This is a genomic window from Vibrio pectenicida, from assembly GCA_024347015.1.
Taxonomy (GTDB): domain Bacteria; phylum Pseudomonadota; class Gammaproteobacteria; order Enterobacterales; family Vibrionaceae; genus Vibrio; species Vibrio pectenicida.
On the sequence record AP024889.1, the window covers coordinates 2,563,704 to 2,586,952 of the forward strand.

Below are 23,249 nucleotides of genomic sequence, written 5' to 3' on the forward strand. Positions count from 1 at the left end.
ATTAAAGGAAGTCATAATGAGAAAACTGTTTCTGACCGCGTCAGTGGCTTTACTTGCTGCATGTTCATCTCCTCAGCAAGAGCAACTAAACTTTATACCTCAGCCAGTTCTGAGCAATAATAACCTTGTTCAAGACGCAAGCTTCACACTAACAAGTAAAGATGTTCGTTCAGCTCAATATGTTGCACTAATAGATAGTGGTCGTTCAAATATTGAGCCCATACACTCCAAGCAAAATATCCGAATTAGTATTGAAAATGCCTTGCTGGAACAGTTTCAATCCCAGGGTTTTCGCAGTACCGTAAATAGTGAAAATTCGGTTCGCATTGAAATACAAGAAGCATTAGTTTCCGTCAAGCACTCTGTAATGGAAAACCAGATGGACGGTAAAGTCGTGTTAGAAATTACCGCGGAAACTCCCAAAGGTAAACTAGTAAAAACTTATACTGGTACTGCCAAACGAAATGGCGTTCTCAGTGCCTCAGAAGATGAGATTGGCATGGTGCTCAATGACGTTACTAATATAGTACTTAAAGAAGTCGCCAACGATAGAGAACTTACAAACTACATGCAGGAGCGCTTCTAATGTGGAAAGTAATAATCGCTTCACTTGCACTTTTCAGTAGTTTAGCCTTTGCTGGCCCTAAAGTCGTTTTTGAAACAACCTTGGGAGCATTTACCGTTGAACTAGATGAACAAAAGGCACCTATTACTGTCGCTAATTTTAAAAAATATGTCGAAGACGGCAGCTATGTAGGCACACAATTTCACCGGGTTATCCCTGGGTTTATGGCTCAAGGTGGTGGGCTAGACAAGGACATGAAAGCTGTGCCTACATACAGCCCGATTAAAAATGAGGCATCAAACGGACTAAAGAATGAGGTGGCAACTATTGCCATGGCCAGAACTCGCAACCCAAATTCTGCCACTCGACAATTTTTTATCAATTATAACAATAATGAATACCTGAATTTTCGCAACGATGAACAAAACTCATCTGCAGGCTATGCTGTATTTGGCAAAGTCACTAGGGGATTTGAAACCGTGAAGAAAATGAGTGAGGTCCCCACAACCACAAAAAGCAATTTTCAAAATGTGCCTGAAACAGCCATCATCATCACTAAAGCGACTTTAATACCCTAAAATTTAGCTCTGACCTGACCGGTCGGAGCATTTTGTTACTACCTTTCTATTTATTAAAAATATTTATTACGGGGTTTTATTTATTAAAAAAAGACAAGTAATTTATCTTGACGTATTCGAGACAACCATTATTATCACCAAAGATACTTAGACCGCTTCAAAGCCCTAAACCTATAGCTCCAACCTGATAGGCTAGAGTTTTCTATTACTATTTTTCTATTACTTAAGAATACACTCTATTAGGATGAGTTCATGTCAACCAATTCCTGTTCAAACTCATGGCTAGCAACTCTCCGTAGCTACTTAGATAAACGATTACTTTGGGTCTTCATGCTCGGCTGCTCTAGCGGCTTTCCATGGGTTCTTATCGGTTCTAATATGTCCGGTTGGCTCAAAGATGCTGGCCTTACACGAGCAGCCATTGGTTATTTTGGCAGCGTATTTGTCGTCTATGCGATCAATTTTCTTTGGGCGCCACTGGTTGATCGGGTCAAACTTCCACTGCTGCATACATTGTTAGGACAGAGAAGAAGTTGGATTTTCTTCTGCCAATCTATAGTCTTGAGTTGCACCTTAATGATCGCAGGAGTCAATCCAGCAGAAAACTTACTCTTCACGTCCATGCTCGCTCTTGGTATTGCAATTGCTTCAGCTACTCAGGATATTGCTATCGATGCCTTTCGAATTGACACTTTCCCTAAATCAGATTCTTCTAAATTGCCACAAGCCTCGGCAATGGCAATTATTGGATGGTGGACAGGATACTCTCTCCCCGGATACTTAGCCTTTATAAACGCCGACTCTATTGGTTGGAATGGCGTTTACTATGGTATGACAATGTTCGTGGCTATTCTTATGGTTTTCACTCTTCTCGTTACTGAACCAAAGACCAACCGTGAAAAATTACAGGAACAAGCAGAGCAACGTCACTCTGAAGTGATGGGTTCAAAAGCTTTTTCATGGTTAACAGTTACCGTTATCGAACCCTTCCTTGATTTTTTCAGAAGTAATGGGACCAGAGTAGCCGTAACTCTGCTGCTATTTGTTTTCCTATTCAAAATAGGAGAGGCTTTCCTTGGACGCATGTCCATTCCTTTCTATAAAGAGATTGGATTTAGCAATGAACAAATAGGCTACTACTCTAAATTAATCGGTTGGGGAGCAACTATTGTCTTCACTTTAGTAGGTAGCATGTTTAACGTTCGTTTTGGAATAGTACGTGGATTAATGATAGGCGGCATTACAATGTCGGTCAGTAACCTAATGTTTGCTTGGATAGCCTCTGTAGGACCAAATGAACACATTTTCTTGGCAACTATCTTAGTCGACAACTTCACAACTGCATTTTCAACTGTCGCATTTGTATCTTTCCTAACAGTCCTTACAGGGCAAGCTTTTTCCGCAACTCAATATGCCTTACTTGCGTCATTAGGTAATTTGGGGCGTACAACGCTAGCATCGTTTAGCGGCGAACTGGTCGACTACCTAAACGATTGGTCCATGTTCTTTATTATTACTTGTTTGATGGTGATTCCGAGCTTAATTATGCTGTATTCACTCCGGCATTACTTCACCGATTTATTAAACAAGGCTCAACAAAAAGATGTGAAAGTGAATCAGAGTCTGGACAAATAAATAAAACAGGCTTGGTAGTTCAAAATACCAAGCCTTTTTATTTCTCTCCACTTACGGGTACATCCCCTTACCAAATAAGTTGAATATCCGCGCAACTCCTTGAGTGAATACCATTGGCTCGGTTAACACGGTAAGACACAAACAATCTTCATCAGCTTTAGTAAAAGGACTGTGTTTATCCGAAGCATCTTTAACCAAGTAGTCTCCGGCTTCGTAATGCCCTTCTTCGTCACTAAATCCACCATGCAAAATTAAAGTTGATTCAATTCCTTTGTGAGTATGTTGAGGAATTTTCACCCCTTCTGCAATGTATAATAAATTGATTCGCACCGTATCACACACATCAATAGGCGCACTGAAGACCTTACCTCCGTAGCTTCGCCACTCTCCTATTTTATCTTCAAATCTAGACAGTGAGAGCGGCAAGGAAAACTGTTTACCGTGAATCTCAACCGATATAGGCTTCCTAAAACGCTTTATCGGCATCACATCAGGCTCAGATGCAATAATATTAGTAAACATGGAGTCAAAACTTAGGTCTTGTTCTCCTTGAAGCAAGCTCAATTCTTCTCCAAAATGTTGTTCGTGGCTTAGAACTTTTGCTTTGCAGCTTTGGCAGTTTTCTAAATGAGTAGCAACGGCAAATCCATCAACTGAATTGAGCTCACCTGCCGCGTATGCTTTAAGAATTTTAAAATCAGGATGATAGCTCATAACCGTTCTACCTCCATAGAGTGACGTAATTTTTCAACCGCTAGTCTAAGTCTAGATTTCACTGTGCCCACAGGTATGTCGTACATCTCCGCAACTTGCTGATGGGGAAGCTCTTCCAGATAAACTGCTTGCACAACTTTTCGTTGAGCTTCGGGCAAAATACTTAAGAACTTAACTACCTGCTCTTTGAGCATTTCATGCTCAGGAGCGTAATCTTCAACACGATCTGGCGGACAAAAATCATCTGGCCAAATGTCCTCAGAATAAATGTGTAGCTCTTTTCCACGTTGTTTTCTAAGAGTATCAAAGCATAAGTTTCTCGCGATCGTGTAAATCCAGGTCGACAACGAGCTTTTACTACCATCAAATAGCTGACTTTTACGCCAAACTGTCGCCAATGTTTCTTGCACAAGTTCTAAAGCAACTTGCTCGTTTCCCATATGCTTAAATACAAACTGTTTGAGCCGCGGTGCAAAATGTGTAAATACTAGAGAAAACGCATCTTTATCCTGCTCTTTCACTCTCTCCATGTATTCACACCAATCTTGCTTAACAAACGACTTAGTGTCCTTGGATACCATATCGGGTTTCCTTGTGCGGGCTTTAACATCATACGAACCAAAAACGTAAAGCGATCATTTTAAAACCACATTATTCGTCATCAATACGCCATAATAATTACGATCAAACTACGGGTCATCTTTTTGCTATTTCAAGTTTAGCTGTCTATTGACAGAGAAAGAAACTCTATCGCCTCTCGGCAATCTCTCTGTAGCAGTAAAAAATCAACGTCTCTTTGTTTAACTGGAAGTAACTCCAACCACCGCTGACACACCCAGCTTGCATCATCAAAGAAACATTGAGGGTGAAGCTCAGAAAACTGAGGAAAATGGCGGTAAACATCCTGAAGGTGATCGCTCAAATGCTGATGTTGCACCTCTATTTTTGAATAAGACCATGCGCTTAGCCATTCCACTTTTGCTTGTCTCAAACCATCATATTCAGACCTAACCGAACCAATCCTAAATCGCTTAGTCCCTACAACAGTAACTCCTAACAAACCACCTTCAAGCACCTCAAAATCTACAATTTTAGCCAACGTTCCTACTGACGAAAGAACGGGCTCAGCGGATGGTGCATTGGTATCCAAAAGACAAACACCAAACGTGCCACCCGATTGACAAGCTTGCTTTATAAGCCTTTTATATCTTGGCTCAAAGATTCGAAGTTTCATTTTCCCACTAGGCAACAGCATTGAACCTAGGGGAAAGAGCATTATTTCCTTCACTATCAAACACCATTTACCCATTTATATTGGTTTACGTCGCTGCATGAAATTCGATCAAATACAGTGAACTTGAAAGATATGCTGATATCAACCAAAAAATCGGCAAGCAAACGATATCTTCAGCTACTTCATCAAAAAAATGCAAGTTCCATAAAATGAGGTTTAATGATTAAAAGTGTGACTTATATCAACAAAAAAGGGCAATATGTTATTTTTCATCACTGATAAGTGATGCTTTTATCGCTATTATGCAGCCAGCCAAAATACAACGAAGATTGTACATTTCGGCACCATAACTACATTTTCATACCAAATATACATAGAGAGTCCCACTATGCGTAAATCACTTTTAGCTCTTGGTGTTGTTGCTGCAATGTCTAGTACTGCTATGGCAGCCGACTACTCAGACGGTGATATCCACAAAAACGATTACAAATGGCTTCAATTTAACCTGATGGGAGCCTTTAATGAAAAGGGTCCTGGTTCTGATTCTACCCATGACTACCTAGAAATGGAGTTTGGCGGTCGTTCAGGAATTTTTGACCTCTACGGGTATATTGATTATTTCAACATTACAGGTGACTCTGATAGTGATAAATCAGGCTCTGACAAGCTATTTATGAAATTTTCACCACGTATGTCGCTTGACGCTGCTACTGGCAAAGATCTATCTTTTGGTCCTGTACAAGAGTTGTATATTGCGACAGAAAACATCTTTTATGGTGGTACTACAGAAGCACAATACAAAATTGGTGTGGGTTCTGATGTTATAGCTCCATGGCTAGGAAAAATAGGCTTGAACCTTTACGCTAACTACGATAACTCACGAAAAGATTGGAACGGCTATCAGCTCTCTACTAACTGGTTTAAGCCTTTTTATCACTTTGATAATGGTTCATTTATTTCGTACCAAGGTTACCTAGATTTCCAGTTCGACATGAAAGAGGAATATTCTCAATCTAGCACGGGGACAGCAATGTTTAATGGTATCTACTGGCACTCAGACCGCTTTGCTGTAGGTTATGGTTTAAAACTGTTTAAAGATGTATATGGCTTCGAAGATGGTACCAATCGTCCTTGGCCTGATGCAAACGGTAATTTCCCAGAGAATGAGTCTTCCGGTATTGGTCATTACGTATCGGTCACTTATAAGTTCTAAACCGACTTACGAGCTAAAATTTTTAAAATGGCACTCTTGAGTGCCATTTTTGGTTGGCAATATATTTGTATCATCGTATTCTCTTGGTAAACTCGCATCTCTAGTTATTAAGATGAATATCGTTATTGTTGGCCCAGGAGCTATTGGCTCTTTATGGGCATATAATTTGAATATTGCTGGCCATTCGGTCTCACTTTGGTCTCGGCAGCAAAACCCATCGATTTCTCTTCAATTAGATAATCATTCTGCCATTGAATTTAAGAATAATTATCGAGACAAGCTTGCATCAGCAGATGTTTTACTGGTTACAGTTAAGGCGCCTCAGGTACAATCAGCTATTAAATCAATGGCACTTAACATCCCCAAAGAAACCATTGTAGTCTTAATGCATAATGGTATGGGGACAGCAGAGACTATCAACACTTTATTACCGAATAACCCACTTGTGATTGCTATAACCACACATGGGGCGTTTCGCCCAAAGCCTTTTCAAGTACAACATACAGGTAAAGGCCATACTCAATTAGGCGGGTACAACGATGCTGGTAAACGTTGTGATTTTTTACAACCCGTATTTGAGCATGCGCTACCCAAGGCAACATGGCACTCTGATATCCTCAATCCAATTTGGCATAAGCTGGCGATAAATTGCAGCATCAACCCACTGACTGCGATCAATCAAGTCAAAAATGGACAGTTGTCTTGCCCAAATTATCAAAAAATAATCACTTCGTTGGCAGAAGAAATAAGCCAAGTTTTAAACGCTGAAGGTATACTTATAACTAGCGATAGTCTAATAAATAAGGTCAATCAGGTGATTGAGGCAACGTCTAAAAATCACTCGTCTATGCATCAAGATATTTACCATAAGCGTCCAAGCGAGATAGACTTTATTACAGGTTACCTTTTACAAAGAGCAAAAGCGCATAACATCCTTGTGCCAATCAACGAAAAGCTCTTTCAACAAATTAAGCAGATTGAACAAAACCATGACTAAAAAAGTACTGGTACCCATAGCTCCGGGTACGGAAGAGATGGAAGCCATCACTGTCATTGATATGATGGTACGAGCGGGCTATCAAGTCGTTGTTGCAAGTGCTGATTTCGAAGGTCAGTTGGCGATGAAAGCGTCGCGCGGAGTAACACTAACCGCTGATTGTAAACTGGTTGATATTGCTGACAACGAGTTTGACGCTATTATTTTATCTGGTGGCGTAGGAGGCTCTGAAGTCTTTCGCGATAGCACACTGCTAATCGAAATCGTTCGCCAACAAATGTATGAAGGTAAATTGGTTGCCGCTATCTGCGCGGCCCCAGCGTTAGTACTGGCCCATCATAACCTTTATCCAGATGCTCTTATGACTTGTCACCCAAGTTTTGAATCACATATTGGTCAAGATAAGTGGCGAGCTAAACGAGTCACCTATGATGTCAATCATAATTTGCTCACGAGTCAAGGTCCCGGAACAGCTCTTGAGTTCGCAATGGAAATTATTATCAACCTATCTGGTAAAAAACATGCATGGGCCGTCGCTGAGCCTATGATCACTTTACCAACTCTTCACTATCAGAAATTAGGTGGCGTTGAGTTATGATAGATGTAAATGCTATCCGCGCACAATTTCCAGCTCTTACACAAAAAGTTAATGAGCAAGCACTTGTTTACCTTGATAGCGCAGCAACCACACAGAAACCCGAATGCGTGATTGATACCATTGCACACTACTATCGCTCTCAAAATGCTAATGTTCATCGAGGAAGTCATAGTTTAACGTCTACCGCAACCAATTACTTTGAATCTGCACGTCAAACTTTAGCCAAGTTTATCGGTGCTAAAAATGAGAAAGAAATCATTTGGACTCGAGGGGCAACTGAAGCTCTCAACCTTATCGCTCAAACTTATGCCCGAAATACACTCAAACCTAATGATGAAATTTTAGTCAGTGAAATGGAACACCACGCCAATATCGTTCCATGGCAGATAGTGGCAGAACAAACTGGGGCGAAAGTGGTAAAAATCCCAATGACGCAAAGCTGTCATTTGGATATGGAAGCTTTTAGCTCTTTACTCTCTAGTAAAACAAAAATCGTCGCACTCGCTCATATCACTAATGTCACAGGAACCAGACTTCCAATTGAAGACGTCATAGCCAAAGCTAAAAAAGTGGACGCTAAAGTCGTCATTGACGGTGCACAGGGCATTGTTCATGAGCCCATTGATGTACAAAAGCTTGGTGCTGATTTTTATGTTTTCTCAGGCCATAAGATCTACGCTCCTACTGGTATTGGTGTTCTTTATGGAAGGTTAGAGTTACTTGAAACCATGCCACCATGGCATGGTGGCGGCAAGATGGTCGAACAAGTGTCTTTCATGGGCACGACTTACAGTGAACTGCCTGGCAAATTCGAGGCTGGCACACCAAATGTTGCAGGAGCAATTGCACTAGCAACTGCTATTGATTGGTATTTAGCCTTGCCTATACAGGAGGCTGAAAAACATATTCAGGATATAACCCAGCAAGCCTATCACAAGCTGACCAATATTGAAGGTGTCAACGTTATCGGATATCAGCCTAAAGCAAGCGTGATTTCATTTGTTATTGATGGCGTCCATCATCAAGATGTAGCAACTTTACTTGACCAACAAGGCGTGGCAATACGAGCAGGTCATCACTGTGCTCATCCTTTAATGGATGCATTAGGGATAAAAGGTACATTGCGCGCTTCTTTTGCTATATATAATACCCTACAAGACGTTGACCAACTCATAGCAAGTGTCGAAAAAGCGGTTGATATGCTCTAAGAAAATGAAAGCTGGACTCAGGGTTGAACAAATTCAACCCTGATAATTTATAACTCTTCAAATGCAGCTATCGCATCTGACAATTTTTTTACTGCGTGGATTTGCATCCCAGCAATGCCACCTTTAGGCATGTTGGCCGCTGGAACAATAGCTTTCTTAAAGCCGTGCTTAAATGCCTCATTCAATCGTTCCTGACCACTAGGTACTGGGCGTATTTCACCAGCTAGCCCCACCTCACCAAAAACCACTACATCTTGGGGTAAAGCTCGGTCTCTAAAGCTAGATAATAGTGCCATCACTAATGCCAAGTCAGCGCTTGTTTCAGTGACCTTAACACCACCAACAACATTAACAAACACATCCTGATCTGACATCTGCAAACCACCATGTTTATGCAATACAGCAAGTAAAAGAGACAATCGATTTTGTTCAAGACCAACAGCAACACGCCGCGGATTTGCTAACTGGGAATAATCAACCAAAGCTTGTATTTCTACAAGCAGTGGACGCGTACCTTCCCACACCACCATAACTGAACTACCAGATGACTCTTCTTCACCTCTAGAAAGAAAGATTGCTGAAGGATTACTGACTTCTTTTAGCCCCTGACCAGTCATAGCAAAAACGCCTAACTCATTCACAGCACCAAAACGGTTTTTATGGCTGCGAAGCGTTCTGAAACGACTATCAGTTCCGCCATCAAGCAACACTGAGCAGTCAATAATATGTTCTAGCACCTTAGGACCGGCCAGTGTACCATCCTTCGTTACATGTCCGACAATAAATACAGCGACGTTATTTTGTTTTGCATAGCGAGTTAAAGCCGTTGCAGATTCACGTACTTGAGCAACACTACCAGGAGAAGACTGCACATCACTAACATGCATTACCTGAATCGAGTCTATAACCAAAAGTTTAGGCTGCTCCTTTTCTGCAACCTGGCAAATTCGATCGACATTAGTCTCTGACAACATTTTCAAGTTATCTTTGGGTAGTCCTAAACGTGAAGCACGCATGGCGACCTGTTGTAAGGATTCCTCCCCAGTAACATATAACGTTGGCATTTGAGAAGCTAAGTAACACATAGTTTGTAAAAGTAAGGTAGATTTTCCCGCGCCAGGATTTCCACCGATTAAAATTGCAGCACCAGGAACAACACCACCTCCAAGCACTCGGTCAAGCTCTTTAAAACCACTACTAAAGCGTGGTACTTCTTGTAAATTAATCTCAGAGAGTATCTGAACCTGAGTTTCGCCTGAATTCCCTGCATAACCTGCTAACCGTTCATAGCTATTAGTATTAGGTGATGCAGCTAGCCTAATTTCACTAATTGTATTCCAAGCACCACATGCATTACATTGCCCCTGCCATCTAGGAAAATCTGCCCCACAATCATTACATACGTAAGCTCTTTTTACCTTTGCCATAACACTCCAGACCCAAATTTATAACGATCACGTTATCATTCATCATCAATAGACCTTGATTCGTTGTAACATAACACTAAAGTTTTATATATCAAGGTAGATATTTCATACGAGAGGCAGTCAAACAAGAACCGATGGAGCAAACTGAAATATTATCGTTAGCAGAACGATTGATTCCTGCTTACCACTCAGATGATTTTGACTTCCTTCTTAGCCAAATAACCGAAGGGGAGCCCCCGTCCGTCAAACTTTTAGTCAAAATGGAACTCAATCGAGTAATGGTACCATGCTCCAAAGTTGTCGACCTAAGAGGCAGAGTTAATGGTGAATGTCGAGAATATGAACTGGATGGCATTAAACACTGGCTTGATGATGTCGCTTTCAATACCTACCAAAAAAATGTTCGCAAGTTCGGTGGTTACACAGAAGGTGTTTGGGAAGCTTTAAGTAACACACACAATAACTTCCGCGTGATGAAAAAAAGAGGACAACTGCACGGAGATGAAACCGCAGAAAAGAGTAGTATCTTCGATGTAGAAACGATTAAGCTTGGCTATGACCTAAAGCGGCGAGAAAACCGTCTTAAAATCTCCTCTCAAATTGAATTTAAGGTTAATAATGATCTAGTTCATGCCACAACTATAGATCTTTCACCATCTGGAGCAAAATTTAAAGTCCCTTCTGCATTTGACTATAAGTCGGGTGAAACTATCTCAGTTCGATTTGTTGAATTGATTAAAGAATCAGAGTTGGAAGAATTGAAGGCTCCAATACAATACCGAATTGTTGGTGTTGACGAGTCTTACGATAACGATTCAGTCAAATTTCTTCGTTTGCTCAAACTAGAAGAATCAAATGTAGTAGAACAGTTAATTGAAAGTAAACTCAACAGTGATAACCAGCGTAATCGGCACGACACCCAAGATAAAGTCATTCGAGCCCGCTCAAGAGGCTATGAGCACACTTTTCTCAAACATACCTGTAATTTACCTTTGTTCTTTAGTGGCTCTGAACTTAAACTCGCTTTGATGACCGAAAACAATCAACCAATTTGGCAATATTGGCATGATGAGAGAAATCAACAGGCATTAACTAGCTTGTTTAACCCACAACGCCTTAAGTATCTCATTCGCTCTGAAGCACAAGATAAGAGTCATATTTTTTACTCTTTCACTCATGTTCATCAAGATAAAACCCTATTCTTTTCTATGATGCTCCCAGAAGCTAAATCTGAGGTACGACAACTTTTCTGTCATGTGGGTGCAAAAAAAGATAGTTGGAGAGTGTTACGTATTCATATGTTTGAGCTGTCAAAAGAGGAATGTGCAGAATTAGCCAAACATTCCTCTGAACTCACCCTTGATGCCAGTACTCTAACTCATTGTGGTATTCTTCAAGAGATCTCAACTGAAATGAGCAATGACGATTACTTACTCACTCCCAAACCTAAACTGCCAAGTAGTTCCATTAATAGTTTTCGTCATGCACGTAATCCAACTAACAACCCTATTTGTATTTACTATGATGCAAAATCTCGCCGTAAAGAGCCACGTTTTCAATTCCGCTCTCCTTTGATATTAACCGATGTCAATAATCAAACACACGCGGGAGTCACACTAGATATTTCTAAACGCGGTATAAGTATCGCTTTAACATCCCCTAGTACACTTAAAGCAGGAGAAACCTGTTCTGTGAACTTTACTGAATTGGACAAACACGATAAGAACTCAGCTCTAAGTAAAGTACCATATAAAGTCATCAGAATATCTCCGGGAGGGAAACGTCTACAACTCGTTATCCTCGAAGATAGTCATACAATGAAAAATATAGCGTTTTTCGGTAGTTTAATTGAACACAACCAAGACAAGTTAAATTCAATAACAGAAGTTCTTCCAAGTAATGAGTTACTCGAGGGTCTACATGATATTTTGTTAGACAAAGTGATAAGTGCTCCTATTTTTGTAGAGAAGCCGACCAGAACCCTAAAACCTAGGATCATTGGAGTCAATTTCCCACTGCCTCCTTACCTGGTTTTACTGGCGAAACTTGGCAAAGAAGATAAGTTTTCTCTTGAGCCTATATACAAAGGGCACACAAATACCCTACTAGCCCAACCGATGAAACACATAGATGATGCTCAACCACAATTTCATGAAATTTATCTCGCTATTACTCTTTTTGGTAACCGTATTCACTCCTACGAATCAAAACTCATCGGCGAGTTTGAGTCAATAAAAGAGCGTATTGATTTTATTAAAAACGCTCAATCTCTTGGTAATTTCTATGCTATCCGTATATGTTGCGCTCCCGTGTTTGAACCTATGAGTGCATTGCTTCAAGAAGACATAACCGAGCTAGCTCCAATCAATATGCATCATGCGCGAACGCTAGAAAAAGAAATCAGCGGTATCGTAGGTTATAATGAAATTATAGATATCACCGAAGAAGTAACACTTCGTTTAGAGCTGCCGAATGAATAGAATGCTCTTCCTTGTGAGTTGGTTTCGTGAAAAAGTAATTCGATTACTATAAACCACCTCACAAAGAATAAAGAATATAGGGGACTATGGTTTAGCTTTAAAACTGATCTTTTTTTGTTTAGCTAACGCTGCAGATAAAATACATAGTACGCCTCCAAGCCCTGAATAACGTACCGCAGTTTGTGCTAACTGCTCCACTTTGGGCTTAGCATTATAGGCAATTCCTAAACTTGCTGCTTCCATCATCAGCAAATCATTGGCCCCATCTCCCACAGCAACCGTATTGTGATCTTCTATTGCATACAATTCCGCTAATTCATGTAAGATATCGGCTTTAGTCTGTGCAGATACAACCTCTCCAAGCACACACCCTGTCAGCTTGCCATCAATAATTTCCAACTGATTAGAACGAGCATAATGTAAGTTTAATGTGTTTTTGAGGTGATCAGAGAAATAGGTAAAGCCCCCAGAGGCAATTGCCGTCTTCCAGCCAAATTGATGGAGTGTATAAATTAAACTGGAAAGATCAGGCATCAAAGTCAACTCATCTCGGACTTTAGTAAGTACTGATACATCAGCACCAGCAAGAGCTGCAACTCTCTTACGAAGACTTTGTTCAAAATCAAGCTCACCTTGCATTGCTCTTTCAGTTAGTTCAGAGACTTCATCCCCAACCCCCGCCAGTTTCGCAATTTCATCAATGCATTCGATTTTTATAGCTGTAGAATCCATATCCAACACTATCAGCCCCGGTGTAGATAAATCTGGTAAATCGTTAAGAGCTGCATAATCAAGCTCTAACGATTGAAGAATTTCTTCATGCTCTGAAAAAAAATCACCTTCCATTAAGGCAACTTGGTAATGACCCACTTTCCATACATCAACAATATTATTATTGTATCCGGTGTAAAAGTTGATTCGTTCGAAATGCTCGTCCCGTAAGTGCTCACCAAAGATAATCCAATTTGCCTTCACCTTATCTAAGTGGCTCGTTAATCTGGCTGCTGACAACCTACTGTATAAATGAGTCTGTTTTTGAATAGAAAGAGTCTTAAACGTTTCCATGTGAATTATTCCTAAAAAACTTAACCACAACTTAACCTATTGCAATTTACCTGCGCAAGTATCAATATTCTTTATAGTAAACTTATCTTCTGTTTAGGTGAATATGGAATCTTCCCTGTTTTCATTCCGCATGGCACTGAGAGTACTCGCTATCTTTTCTTTGATCGTGATGCTAATGGTTATTGGCATCAATAGCGTCAAAATTACTCAGGCTAATCAAGAGATCCAAAAAAATCAATTAGACACTCTAATTAAGGTTTTGGTATCACAAGCCTCTTTGGCCGCAGGAGATATGATCGCGAGCCAAGATCAAGAACGCTTATTAAAATTAACCAATCAACTCGCCATAGACGACTTGGTATTTGATGCTACTATTTACGACGCTCAAGGCGTTCGATTAGCTTCAAGCGATAAAAGTAAAAGTGTACGAGAAATTCTTGGTTTAGACACACCACTCGAAACAGCTCGCATAGGCAAGCAACAACTTGTTGAGCCAGTTATATACGATAATGTCGTGATAGGCTTTGTACGTCTTACCTTCGAAACTGGAAAAGTGACGGCTTTCTCCGATCATTACTACAGAAAAAGTGATCGCTATATGTACACTATGGTCGGAATGAGTTTTATTACTGGATTGCTTTTGACTATGGTTGTACGTAGAAAACCAAAGGGTAAAAGTGAAAATCTACTGTTAAAGGAACTTGGATAAACAAGCAATAAGGTTGATATATGGTACCAACCTTATTGTACACCAGAGCACTTAATGGTTGACCACCAGAATAGTCGAATCAAGAGCATTTCATTAAAGGTCTTCAGCACGAACTTGACGATAAATTTCTGGAGTTGGTGAATACTCACTCCCGATTGTGATGGCTTGCTGGAGTGAGGCTGCAGCCTCTTTCCACTGCTCTTCATTTCGAGCATGGATAACGGCTAGCGGCCTATCAGAAGATGCTCGCTCACCCAAGCGAATAAAGTGGTCAAATCCTACCGCATAATCAACAGTATCGGTAGCAGATCGACGCCCGCCTCCCATAGCAACAACAGCCAAACCTATCACGCGAGTATTCATCGCCGTCACCACACCATCTTGCTCGGCAAATACTGGTTCAGCAATAGGTGATTTTTCTAAGTAATTGTAGTAATTGTCGACAAAGTCTATTGGCCCACCTAAACCAGCAACCATACGACTAAAGCATTCAGCTGCTTTACCATTATTCAAGACTTCAGTTAACTTCAAGCGTGCATGTTCAGTGTTATCAGCCAATCTCCCCAGCACTAACATTTCTGCTCCTAGAGCCAAGGTCACTTCAAGAAGGCGAGGATTTTGATATTCCCCAGTCAAAAACTTAACCGCTTCTTGTACTTCAAGTGCGTTACCTGCTGAAGATGCCAATACTTGATTCATATCAGTTAAAATTGCAGTTGTTTTGGTGCCTGCGCCATTAGCAACCCCCACGATAGATTTAGCCAAATGCTCAGACTCTTCATAAGTTGGCATAAAGGCACCGGAACCGACTTTAACATCCATGACCAGAGATTCTAATCCAGCTGCTAGTTTTTTCGATAAAATAGAAGCAGTGATAAGAGAGATATTATCAACGGTTGCAGTGATATCTCGAGTTGCGTAAAGACGTTTATCAGCAGGCGCTAAGTTACAGGTTTGGCCAATAATAGCGACTCCAGCTTGTCTGGTAACATCAGAAAAAACCGCATTACATGGCATAATATTATACCCTGGAATAGACTCAAGTTTGTCAAGCGTCCCCCCAGTATGGCCGAGCCCCCTACCTGAAATCATAGGGACAAAGCCACCACATGCTGCAACCATAGGCCCTAACATTAATGAGGTCACATCTCCTACGCCACCCGTTGAATGCTTATCTACAATAGGCCCAGGAAGATCCTGTTGACTCCAATCAATAACCATTCCTGAATCACGCATGGCACAAGTCAACGCAATACGTTCAGGCATCGTCATTTCATTAAAAAAAATTGCCATCGCAAAAGCCGCTATCTGACCTTCAGAAACGCTATTAGTGGCAATACCTTGAATAAAAAATTTAATCTCATCAGAGGTAAGCACTTCACCATCACGCTTTCGACGTATGATTTCTTGAGGTAAATACATTAGATTCTCCCACACAAACTGGTGGTTGATAGTAATATAGGCATGGTGGTGAGTAGACATTCACCACCAAGAAATAGAAAAACTAATAAGCTGCAGGATCAGCCGTTTTATCTGTCACTTCTAATGTATTCAGAAGGCTGGTCAAAAGACTAGATGCTCCAAACCTGTAGTGACGAGTATCTACCCACTGACTACCCAATATCTCATCAGCCATTGCTAAATAATCTGCGGCATCTTCAGCAGTGCGCACTCCTCCAGCAGGTTTAAAACCAACACTTGAAGCGACATTCATATCGCGAATAACTTCAAGCATCATACGAGCGTACTCGGGCGTAGCGTTAACTGGCACTTTACCGGTTGAAGTTTTGATAAAATCAGCACCAGCTTTGATCGCTATCTCAGATGCTTTCTTGATAAGCGTTTCTTGTTGTAGCTCACCTGTTTCAATAATTACTTTGAGTAAAATATCTCCACAGACTTGTTTACACTGCCTTATAAGCTCGAAGCCTACTTCTTCATTGCCGGCTATAAGAGCTCGGTATGGGAATACAACGTCAACTTCATCAGCACCGTAAGCCACAGCAGCTTTCGTTTCAGCAACGGCAATATCAATATCATCATTGCCATGAGGAAAATTAGTTACCGTCGCAATTTTGATGTTAGGTGTACCTTGCTCTCTAAGTGTCTTTTTAGCGATTGGTATGAAACGTGGATAAATACAGATGGCCGCAGTATTACCTACTACTGATTTAGCATCATGACACAAGGTAATAACCTTGGCATCCGTATCATCATCATTCAACGTAGTCAGATCCATAAGTTTAAGCGCACGTAACGCTGCAGCTTTTAAATCGCTCATTTCTATCTCCGATCAATATTCATATACCCACACAAAATCACAATACCTAGGTTTAATATAGAACGGTAGCCAGCGATAAAACGCAAACGGTTTGTATCTCAAAAATCATTTAACTTAAATTTATGCCTATTTTTTGGGGATAAATAAGAGGAATCTCAGAAGATCTAAACTAATAATGAGTAAGAAAAATATGACTACAAAATAAATTCATGTTAGAAGAATCAATCATTACCATTGATTACCCATAGGAAAAGAAAATGCAGAAAATACATGGTTTCTTATTAGCTACCCTTCTCGCGTTACCTATATTCTCTCATGCTCAAGAAGCATCTAAAGCCGTATTTGAGAAAATTAATCTACGAATGTCATATATGCAAGATGTTGCAATATATAAGATAAAAAACAATCTCGCTATTGAAGATATAAAAAGAGAAGCTGTTGTAATAGAGAAATCAAAAGCCGCCAGTGAAAAACATGACTTAGATGGTACATCAACCACAGAGCTTACCGCCAGCTTAATAGCAGCGGCTAAAGCCATTCAATATCGTTATCGTGCTGATATGCTTACACAACCAGCTGGTATACCCCAGAAAAATCGAGATTTAAAAACTGAAGTACGCCCAGCTCTGATCAAACTTGGAAATGAGTTAAATGCTTCAATTTCTAATTTTCTAAAAGCTGGAGGTAAATTTACTGACGATCAGTATCAAACATTTGATACGATAGTTACAGTCCCCTATTTAAAAGATAGCGACAAAAAAATGATCTTTAAGGCTTTACAAAACGTGCAGCTCAAGACTACCTCAAATTAAGCTTAGGTTTTTTATTTTTTCATTTAAGATCAATAGTATAAAAAAACCCCGCTAACGAAATGAGCGGGGTTTTTAACATCAATTAGATGTAAAGGTTACATACCAGATAAAGTTAGGCAGAAACCTGCTATTGTCGCAGCCATTAAGTTTGATAGTGTGCCAGCCGCTACAGCTTTCATACCCATACGAGCAATTTCTGAACGACGTTGAGGCGCAAGCCCACCAAGGCCACCTAAAAGAATGGCAATCGAGGATAGGTTAGCAAAACCACACAGTGCAAATGAGATAATTGCCTTTGTCTTCTCAGACAAAACGATTTCCGCGGCGTCACCTAAGAAAGGAGCAAAATTGGAATAAGCAACAAATTCATTCACCACTACTTTTTGACCAATAAATGAACCGGCTATCACTGCTTCTTCCCATGGCACACCAACTAAGAATGCAAGTGGAGAAAAAACATAACCTAGGATCAGCTCTAGTGTCAGTTCAGGCATACCAAACCAACCACCAACACCACCCAGAATTCCATTAGCCAGTGCGATAAGACCAACGAAAGCAAGTAGCATAGCACCGACGTTGAGTGCTAACTGCAAACCCACGGCTGCACCACCTGCTGCGGCATCAATAATGTTCGCTGGCTTATCTTTTTCACCATCAATTTCGGCATCCAAGTTATCATTTGGCTTGTCCGTCTCAGGCATGATTATTTTAGCAAACAGTAAACCACCAGGAGCTGCCATAAACGATGCTGCCACTAGGTACTCAATAGGAACACCCATAGACGCATAGCCAGCAAGTACACCACCAGCAACAGAGGCTAAACCACCACACATAACTGCAAATAACTCAGATTGAGTCATTTTAGGGATAAAAGGGCGAACGACTAAAGGAGCTTCGGTTTGACCGACGAAAATGTTTGCAGCCGCAGACATAGATTCTGATCGAGAAGTCCCCAATATCTTTTGAAGAGCACCTCCAAGAATCTTAATCACCCACTGCATAATACCGACGTAGTACAAAACAGAAATGAATGCCGAAAAGAAAATTAGTGTAGGGAGTACGCGGAAAGCGAAAACAAAACCGCCACCACCGAAGATTTCAAACATCTTGCCTGACACTAGGCCACCAAAGATAAACTCTGTACCTTGGTTACCGTAGGCAATAACATCAGAAACACCGTCAGAGAAACTTTTAAGCAACTCCTGCCCCCACGGGATATATAGAATAAATGCACCCAGTGCAAATTGAATAGCGAATGCGCCACCCACCGTTCTTAAATTAATAGCTTTACGGTTACTAGATAAAGCTACAGCAATTGCGAGTAGCACTATCATACCGACTAGGCTCATAAACAGGCTCATAGTTTATGACTTCCTTATATGTTGTTTATTGGCGTGTTGCAATATGGAGTTATAAAGCGGGGCAATTATACTCATCCGTCCACAGTTAAGGTAATGCGGTCTTCACAGTTTCTAATAAGATTCATCATGCGTCCACTCATTTATGTGACTCAGATCACCAATAATAGGTTAACAAATCACACTGGCAATCTTTCGTCGGAAACTATTCACATATTTTGAAAGCTAGATTTCCATTCTTCCACATCGAATGAGCAATAAGCTTTTCGTCGATACCTCGAAGATTTGCTAAGCAAGACAAAATTTGAACCAGCATGGAAGGATGATTAGGCTTTCCTTGCTCACCATATAACGGCATGTCCGGTGAATCAGTCTCCAGCACAATACATTCAAGAGGCAAATCAATGGCTGTCTGACGGGTTTTTCGAGCACGAGGATAGGTTATCACCCCACCAATACCAATATAAAAACCTAGTTCAACAAACTGCATGGCCTGTTGATAGCTACCAGAAAAGCCATGTAACACGCCTCCAAAAGGAAACTTGTATTTTTTTAACTGTTGAAGAACTTCGTTATGTGTTTTTCTACTGTGAAGTATCAAGGGGAATTTCAAGTTATTTGCTAACTCTATCTGAGCACCAAACACTTTTCTTTGTACCTTATAATCGATGTCGATTAGCCCATCTAAACCACACTCACCAATAGCGTGACATGTCTCAATAGGACTATCAAACAGCTTATATAGACTTGGTAAATCCTGCATGCTGTTACTTTTAAGAAAGTAAGGATGTATCCCCATTGCGATATATAGACCAGCATATTCAGATGACAATGCTAGCAATCTTTCCCAATTTGAAGGACCAACTGAAGGCAGCATGATTCGTTCAACACACTGCTTTTTGGCCAATTGAAGCTGCGAAGCAAAATCACCAGCAAAAATATCAAAATCAAAATGGCAGTGAGTATCAAAAAGGCGCATTATAATTGCGCCTTGTGAATAGAATCTGATACTTGCTCAATCAAATTATTATGGTAATGAACACACCAACAGCTGCTTTCTCCAACAAATCCAAGTGAAGTACACCATAAGCCATAACGTTCAATCCATTTTTTTAACCAAGTATACATAGTCAACGACCTTTATTGCTCATTTCGTTTAAAAACCAAGTCAGTTGGTGAAGATTCTTGTTCAACAAAATAATATCCTGCCACTGCAAATTTAGTCAGGTCTGCCACACTATCGATACGGTTTTCAATAATATATCTCGCCATCATACCTCGTGCTTTTTTGGCGTAGAAACTGATGACCTTATATTGGCCATTTTTGCAATCTTTAAAGATTGGCGTCACGACTTGGGCAGTAAGTAGCTTGGGTTTTACCGCCTTAAAGTATTCATTAGAAGCTAAGTTTATCAGCACATTATCGCCCTGCTCTGAGATGGCATGGTTTAACTTGTCTGTAATTACATTCCCCCAGAATTGATACAAGTTACTTCCTTTATCATTGCCGAGTTTAGTGCCCATTTCTAACCGATAAGGCTGCATTAAATCGAGAGGCTTAAGAAGCCCATATAGTCCAGACAACATCCGCAAATGTTTTTGCGCATAGTCAAAATCGTCATCAGTTAAGGTTTGAGCATCTAGTCCAGTATATACATCCCCTTTGAAAGCCAAAATAGCCTGACGAGAATTATCTATTGTGAACTTATCACTCCATTCTTGGAAACGCCCAACATTCAAATCTGCAATCTTGTCACTAACTTTCATTAAACTAGCCACGTCAGCAGGAGTAAGCTTGCGGCATACGTCGATCAATTGTTTTGAATACCCAACCAATTCAGGCTGAGAATGTTTCTCTGTCGCCAATGGTGAATCATAATCTAAAGTTTTTGCAGGTGATACGACGATTAACATGACTTTTACTCTATCCTGGCTGTTGTGATTATCTATAGGGTACAAAAAAAGCCATGCAATGTCTGCATGGCTTTTTGTATCATTAGTATAGCTAGCGTCTATGATTCTTTTTTGTTGTTATCCCAAATACCGTCTTCTAGCTGTGATTTCAGCTCTGGGAAATCATTACAGTCAAAAGTTGGAACCTTACCTGCTTTAAGCTGGCGATTATAGTCTTTAGCTAACTTGATCACGATACCAGATAGCAACAGAATTGCCACTAGGTTAACGATAGCCATCATACCCATGGAAACATCAGCTAATGACCAAACAACTGGTAAAGAAGCTATAGCACCGAACATCACCATGCTTAGAACAACAATGCGGAAGATGCTCAAACCTGCTCTATGGTTATGTTTAAGGAATATTAAGTTAGTTTCAGCATACGAATAGTTGGCAATAATAGAAGTAAAGGCAAAGAAGAAAATCGCTACTGCAACAAAAACCCCACCCCAAGGACCAACCTGAGAGCTAAGTGCGGCCTGAGTCAACTCAATACCGGTAATCTCACCATGAGGTACATACTCACCAGACATAAGAATAATCGCCACTGTCGCCGAGCAAATGACAATAGTATCCATAAACACACCCAGCATTTGTACGTAACCTTGAGATGCAGGATGCGGGGGATAAGGTGTCGCTGACGCAGCTGCATTTGGAGCAGAACCCATACCTGCCTCATTCGAGAATAGACCACGTTTAATACCATTGATCATTGCTTGAGCAATAGCATAGCCTAACCCACCAGCAGCGGCTTCTTGTAGACCAAAAGCACTCTTAAAAATCAAGCTCAGAACAGCAGGCAACTTTTCAATGTTGGTGAATACGACAAATAGGGCAAGAAGCAAGTATAGAAGTGCCATTGCAGGAACTATCATCTCAGCAACACGCGCGATTCGTTTTATACCACCAAAAATGATCACTGCTGAAAGTACAACAACTGCAATACCGACGTATGTTTCATCCCAACCGAAAGCGGTGTTCATCGCACCTGCAATAGAGTTTGCTTGAACAGCATTAAATACCAAACCAAAAGCGATAATTAGGAAAATGGAAAAGAGCACTCCCATCCAGCGCATACCAAGGCCTTTTTCCATATAATACGCTGGGCCACCACGGTAGTTACCATCATCATCTTTGGTTTTGTATAGCTGGGCTAATGTACTTTCTGCAAATGATGTTGCCATCCCAAGCATAGCAATAAGCCACATCCAAAAAATTGCACCTGGGCCACCCGCTGTTAACGCAACAGCAACACCCGCCATATTACCCGTGCCTACACGCGCAGCAAGGCTAGTACACAATGCTTGAAATGATGAGATACCTGCACTATCAGTTTTACGGCTGTTCTTTAGAACCGAAAACATATGGCCAAAATGTCTAAACTGGATAAAGCCAAGTCTGAATGTAAAGTACACACCGACGCCAACCAGTAGATAAACCAGAATCGAGCCCCAAAGCAGGTCATTCATCAAATTAATTAAATCTGTCATAAGATCCTCATATTGAGTGTTCGCTGTTCTCTGCTTCCTTGCCTTCCATCCAGTTGCCAACCAAGTGTCAACTCTGCTTAGTATTATTATTTGTTTATCGTGCAACCCAGATATGTAAAACGCGCCTCATGCTTCCATTTTACGTAACAACGTATTTTTTGACTGGCGGATAATGCAATCTCAAACGTCAAAAATCAATAGGTAACAAGGCTCACATGAATGGTATATTTAACTATAAAATCACCATTAGCTAACACAAAAAAGAACACAAAAAACACAATTTAAAAACATTAGCATTAAAATTTAACAACAATAAACAATAGATAACTCTACAACCTAATACTACTCTTTAAATGATCGTCGCTCCTTTAACATCAAGGACTCACCCTCATCTTTCTACTACTTACTTTCAAGACAACCATCATGCTCAACCACTAGTAATGAGCCACAATGCATACTAATTGTAATCGACCATTTATTAAACACACATTTAACATTTAGTTTGTTGTAATTTGCATACAAAAAGGGGTCTGATTGCATAAAAAAACAACAAATTTTCATCATTTTTCTGTGAAGCCAAATAAAAAAAGCATAAAAAGTTAATTAAATCGTAACAAATGAGAAACCAATCAAGGTTACGCTTCAAACAGAGTGGTATTTAAACGGTACCCTTCAAAGAGAAATCATTTAAAGAGGTGGCTTATGGAAGGCTTAAACTTTGAAGAAATTATGGAAATGGATTTTCCAAAAACTAGAGCGACACGCTCTAAGCCAGTTAAACGTAAATGGCGAGAAATTGAGGCAATTAAGGACAAGCAGAGACTACAACGTGAATTAAAAGATATGGATATCGGCTTCGATAATTTTGATCAACTCGATTTCGATTATTGACATTAAAAAGAGGCATTAATATGCCTCTTTTTACTTTA

Annotated in this window: 23 protein-coding genes; 11 read left to right on the forward strand and 12 right to left on the reverse strand. The window is 40.4% G+C overall.

The genetic code is table 11. The features are described from left to right. Positions 1 to 16: 16 nt before the first annotated feature. The 3 genes from OCV27_RS11745 (at position 17) to OCV27_RS11755 (ending at position 2,778) form a co-directional block, all read left to right on the forward strand. Positions 17 to 586 (forward strand): YajG family lipoprotein, encoded by a 570-nt coding sequence (locus OCV27_RS11745; RefSeq protein ID WP_125321838.1) that lies wholly within the window; start codon positions 17 to 19, stop codon positions 584 to 586. Beyond that, on the forward strand, positions 586 to 1,143 hold the full coding sequence (locus OCV27_RS11750) for a peptidylprolyl isomerase (protein ID WP_125321836.1): 558 nt from the start codon (positions 586 to 588) through the stop codon (positions 1,141 to 1,143). Before OCV27_RS11745 ends, OCV27_RS11750 begins: the two co-directional genes overlap by 1 nt. A 252-nt stretch (positions 1,144 to 1,395) precedes the next feature. Continuing rightward, a complete protein-coding gene (locus OCV27_RS11755) occupies positions 1,396 to 2,778 on the forward strand; it encodes an AmpG family muropeptide MFS transporter (RefSeq protein ID WP_125322298.1) in 1,383 nt (460 codons plus the stop codon). A 51-nt stretch (positions 2,779 to 2,829) separates the two neighbouring features. On the opposite strand, the gene OCV27_RS11760 is transcribed toward OCV27_RS11755, so the two are convergent. The 3 genes from OCV27_RS11760 to OCV27_RS11770 all read right to left on the reverse strand — a co-directional run bounded on the left by OCV27_RS11760 (position 2,830) and on the right by OCV27_RS11770 (position 4,780). Next, positions 2,830 to 3,492 carry a ChrR family anti-sigma-E factor gene (locus OCV27_RS11760; RefSeq protein ID WP_125322297.1) on the reverse strand — a complete coding sequence of 221 codons (663 nt, stop codon included), beginning with the start codon at positions 3,490 to 3,492 and terminating at the stop codon, positions 2,830 to 2,832. Then, entirely contained in the window at positions 3,489 to 4,073 is a 585-nt protein-coding gene (locus OCV27_RS11765) for a sigma-70 family RNA polymerase sigma factor (RefSeq protein ID WP_125322296.1), read from the reverse strand. Before OCV27_RS11765 ends, OCV27_RS11760 begins: the two co-directional genes overlap by 4 nt. A gap of 137 nt (positions 4,074 to 4,210) precedes the next feature. Further along, complete coding sequence (locus OCV27_RS11770; RefSeq protein ID WP_125322295.1) at positions 4,211 to 4,780, reverse strand: LON peptidase substrate-binding domain-containing protein; 570 nt, start codon at positions 4,778 to 4,780, stop codon at positions 4,211 to 4,213. Between the two features lie 334 nt (positions 4,781 to 5,114). Here OCV27_RS11770 and OCV27_RS11775 point away from each other — a divergent pair, with 334 nt between their 5' ends. The 4 genes from OCV27_RS11775 (at position 5,115) to csdA (ending at position 8,742) form a co-directional block, all read left to right on the forward strand. After that, positions 5,115 to 5,939, forward strand: coding sequence for a nucleoside-specific channel-forming Tsx family protein (locus tag OCV27_RS11775; protein ID WP_125322294.1), 825 nt, complete (start codon positions 5,115 to 5,117; stop codon positions 5,937 to 5,939). A gap of 112 nt (positions 5,940 to 6,051) precedes the next feature. Beyond that, positions 6,052 to 6,936, forward strand: coding sequence for a 2-dehydropantoate 2-reductase (gene panE, locus OCV27_RS11780; RefSeq protein WP_125322300.1), 885 nt, complete (start codon positions 6,052 to 6,054; stop codon positions 6,934 to 6,936). Beyond that, the gene (locus OCV27_RS11785) at positions 6,929 to 7,534 is read left to right on the forward strand and encodes a DJ-1 family glyoxalase III (RefSeq protein WP_125322293.1); all 606 of its coding nucleotides are present in this window, start codon (positions 6,929 to 6,931) and stop codon (positions 7,532 to 7,534) included. The genes panE and OCV27_RS11785 overlap by 8 nt, the downstream gene beginning before the upstream one ends. After that, entirely contained in the window at positions 7,531 to 8,742 is a 1,212-nt protein-coding gene (gene csdA / locus OCV27_RS11790; protein WP_125322292.1) for a cysteine desulfurase CsdA, read from the forward strand. The genes OCV27_RS11785 and csdA overlap by 4 nt, the downstream gene beginning before the upstream one ends. A gap of 47 nt (positions 8,743 to 8,789) precedes the next feature. Here csdA and radA read toward each other — a convergent pair whose 3' ends face one another. After that, positions 8,790 to 10,169 carry a DNA repair protein RadA gene (radA, locus tag OCV27_RS11795; RefSeq protein ID WP_125322291.1) on the reverse strand — a complete coding sequence of 460 codons (1,380 nt, stop codon included), beginning with the start codon at positions 10,167 to 10,169 and terminating at the stop codon, positions 8,790 to 8,792. 134 nt (positions 10,170 to 10,303) lie between these two features. Here radA and OCV27_RS11800 point away from each other — a divergent pair, with 134 nt between their 5' ends. Further along, on the forward strand, positions 10,304 to 12,649 hold the full coding sequence (locus OCV27_RS11800; protein ID WP_125322290.1) for a PilZ domain-containing protein: 2,346 nt from the start codon (positions 10,304 to 10,306) through the stop codon (positions 12,647 to 12,649). Between the two features lie 84 nt (positions 12,650 to 12,733). Here the strand turns inward: OCV27_RS11800 and serB are convergent, their stop codons facing one another. Next, positions 12,734 to 13,714, reverse strand: a complete 981-nt coding sequence (serB, locus tag OCV27_RS11805) for a phosphoserine phosphatase (protein ID WP_125322289.1) — start codon at positions 13,712 to 13,714, stop codon at positions 12,734 to 12,736. 103 nt (positions 13,715 to 13,817) lie between these two features. Between serB and OCV27_RS11810 the strand changes: the two genes are divergently transcribed. Beyond that, positions 13,818 to 14,423, forward strand: coding sequence for a YtjB family periplasmic protein (locus OCV27_RS11810; protein ID WP_125322288.1), 606 nt, complete (start codon positions 13,818 to 13,820; stop codon positions 14,421 to 14,423). Between the two features lie 93 nt (positions 14,424 to 14,516). Here OCV27_RS11810 and deoA read toward each other — a convergent pair whose 3' ends face one another. Both deoA and deoC read right to left on the reverse strand, forming a co-directional pair. Then, a complete protein-coding gene (gene deoA, locus OCV27_RS11815) occupies positions 14,517 to 15,845 on the reverse strand; it encodes a thymidine phosphorylase (RefSeq protein ID WP_125322299.1) in 1,329 nt (442 codons plus the stop codon). Positions 15,846 to 15,927: 82 nt separating this feature from the next. Then, on the reverse strand, positions 15,928 to 16,704 hold the full coding sequence (deoC, locus tag OCV27_RS11820; protein WP_125322287.1) for a deoxyribose-phosphate aldolase: 777 nt from the start codon (positions 16,702 to 16,704) through the stop codon (positions 15,928 to 15,930). Between the two features lie 257 nt (positions 16,705 to 16,961). On the opposite strand from deoC, the gene aroQ reads away from it, so the two are divergent. After that, positions 16,962 to 17,516, forward strand: a complete 555-nt coding sequence (gene aroQ, locus OCV27_RS11825; RefSeq protein ID WP_125322286.1) for a gamma subclass chorismate mutase AroQ — start codon at positions 16,962 to 16,964, stop codon at positions 17,514 to 17,516. A gap of 95 nt (positions 17,517 to 17,611) precedes the next feature. Here the strand turns inward: aroQ and OCV27_RS11830 are convergent, their stop codons facing one another. From OCV27_RS11830 to OCV27_RS11850, 5 genes are all read right to left on the reverse strand, one after another. Next, on the reverse strand, positions 17,612 to 18,877 hold the full coding sequence (locus OCV27_RS11830) for a NupC/NupG family nucleoside CNT transporter (protein WP_125322285.1): 1,266 nt from the start codon (positions 18,875 to 18,877) through the stop codon (positions 17,612 to 17,614). A 202-nt stretch (positions 18,878 to 19,079) separates the two neighbouring features. Next, entirely contained in the window at positions 19,080 to 19,853 is a 774-nt protein-coding gene (locus OCV27_RS11835; RefSeq protein ID WP_125322284.1) for a TatD family hydrolase, read from the reverse strand. Continuing rightward, positions 19,853 to 20,002 (reverse strand): hypothetical protein, encoded by a 150-nt coding sequence (locus OCV27_RS11840; RefSeq protein ID WP_337969073.1) that lies wholly within the window; start codon positions 20,000 to 20,002, stop codon positions 19,853 to 19,855. The genes OCV27_RS11835 and OCV27_RS11840 overlap by 1 nt, the downstream gene beginning before the upstream one ends. A 12-nt stretch (positions 20,003 to 20,014) precedes the next feature. Then, positions 20,015 to 20,788 carry a peroxide stress protein YaaA gene (yaaA, locus tag OCV27_RS11845; protein WP_125322283.1) on the reverse strand — a complete coding sequence of 258 codons (774 nt, stop codon included), beginning with the start codon at positions 20,786 to 20,788 and terminating at the stop codon, positions 20,015 to 20,017. A 98-nt stretch (positions 20,789 to 20,886) separates the two neighbouring features. Then, positions 20,887 to 22,320: an alanine/glycine:cation symporter family protein gene (locus OCV27_RS11850; protein WP_125322282.1), complete on the reverse strand. Its 1,434-nt coding sequence runs from the start codon at positions 22,318 to 22,320 to the stop codon at positions 20,887 to 20,889. A gap of 702 nt (positions 22,321 to 23,022) precedes the next feature. Here OCV27_RS11850 and OCV27_RS11855 point away from each other — a divergent pair. After that, positions 23,023 to 23,211, forward strand: coding sequence for a DUF3545 family protein (locus tag OCV27_RS11855; RefSeq protein WP_125322281.1), 189 nt, complete (start codon positions 23,023 to 23,025; stop codon positions 23,209 to 23,211). Positions 23,212 to 23,249: the final 38 nt, after the last annotated feature.

Coding starts and splice junctions, on each gene's coding strand:
- csdA (WP_125322292.1), top strand. CDS start 7,531: ATGATAGATGTAAATGCTATCCGCGCACAATTTCCAGCTCTTACACAA.
- OCV27_RS11835 (WP_125322284.1), bottom strand. CDS start 19,853: ATGCGCCTTTTTGATACTCACTGCCATTTTGATTTTGATATTTTTGCT.
- OCV27_RS11840 (WP_337969073.1), bottom strand. CDS start 20,002: ATGTATACTTGGTTAAAAAAATGGATTGAACGTTATGGCTTATGGTGT.
- OCV27_RS11775 (WP_125322294.1), top strand. CDS start 5,115: ATGCGTAAATCACTTTTAGCTCTTGGTGTTGTTGCTGCAATGTCTAGT.
- OCV27_RS11855 (WP_125322281.1), top strand. CDS start 23,023: ATGGAAGGCTTAAACTTTGAAGAAATTATGGAAATGGATTTTCCAAAA.
- OCV27_RS11745 (WP_125321838.1), top strand. CDS start 17: ATGAGAAAACTGTTTCTGACCGCGTCAGTGGCTTTACTTGCTGCATGT.
- OCV27_RS11765 (WP_125322296.1), bottom strand. CDS start 4,073: ATGGTATCCAAGGACACTAAGTCGTTTGTTAAGCAAGATTGGTGTGAA.
- deoA (WP_125322299.1), bottom strand. CDS start 15,845: ATGTATTTACCTCAAGAAATCATACGTCGAAAGCGTGATGGTGAAGTG.
- OCV27_RS11750 (WP_125321836.1), top strand. CDS start 586: ATGTGGAAAGTAATAATCGCTTCACTTGCACTTTTCAGTAGTTTAGCC.
- OCV27_RS11850 (WP_125322282.1), bottom strand. CDS start 22,320: ATGACAGATTTAATTAATTTGATGAATGACCTGCTTTGGGGCTCGATT.
- OCV27_RS11810 (WP_125322288.1), top strand. CDS start 13,818: ATGGAATCTTCCCTGTTTTCATTCCGCATGGCACTGAGAGTACTCGCT.
- deoC (WP_125322287.1), bottom strand. CDS start 16,704: ATGAGCGATTTAAAAGCTGCAGCGTTACGTGCGCTTAAACTTATGGAT.
- serB (WP_125322289.1), bottom strand. CDS start 13,714: ATGGAAACGTTTAAGACTCTTTCTATTCAAAAACAGACTCATTTATAC.
- OCV27_RS11800 (WP_125322290.1), top strand. CDS start 10,304: ATGGAGCAAACTGAAATATTATCGTTAGCAGAACGATTGATTCCTGCT.
- OCV27_RS11760 (WP_125322297.1), bottom strand. CDS start 3,492: ATGAGCTATCATCCTGATTTTAAAATTCTTAAAGCATACGCGGCAGGT.
- OCV27_RS11830 (WP_125322285.1), bottom strand. CDS start 18,877: ATGAGCCTGTTTATGAGCCTAGTCGGTATGATAGTGCTACTCGCAATT.
- yaaA (WP_125322283.1), bottom strand. CDS start 20,788: ATGTTAATCGTCGTATCACCTGCAAAAACTTTAGATTATGATTCACCA.
- OCV27_RS11785 (WP_125322293.1), top strand. CDS start 6,929: ATGACTAAAAAAGTACTGGTACCCATAGCTCCGGGTACGGAAGAGATG.
- radA (WP_125322291.1), bottom strand. CDS start 10,169: ATGGCAAAGGTAAAAAGAGCTTACGTATGTAATGATTGTGGGGCAGAT.
- aroQ (WP_125322286.1), top strand. CDS start 16,962: ATGCAGAAAATACATGGTTTCTTATTAGCTACCCTTCTCGCGTTACCT.
- OCV27_RS11755 (WP_125322298.1), top strand. CDS start 1,396: ATGTCAACCAATTCCTGTTCAAACTCATGGCTAGCAACTCTCCGTAGC.
- panE (WP_125322300.1), top strand. CDS start 6,052: ATGAATATCGTTATTGTTGGCCCAGGAGCTATTGGCTCTTTATGGGCA.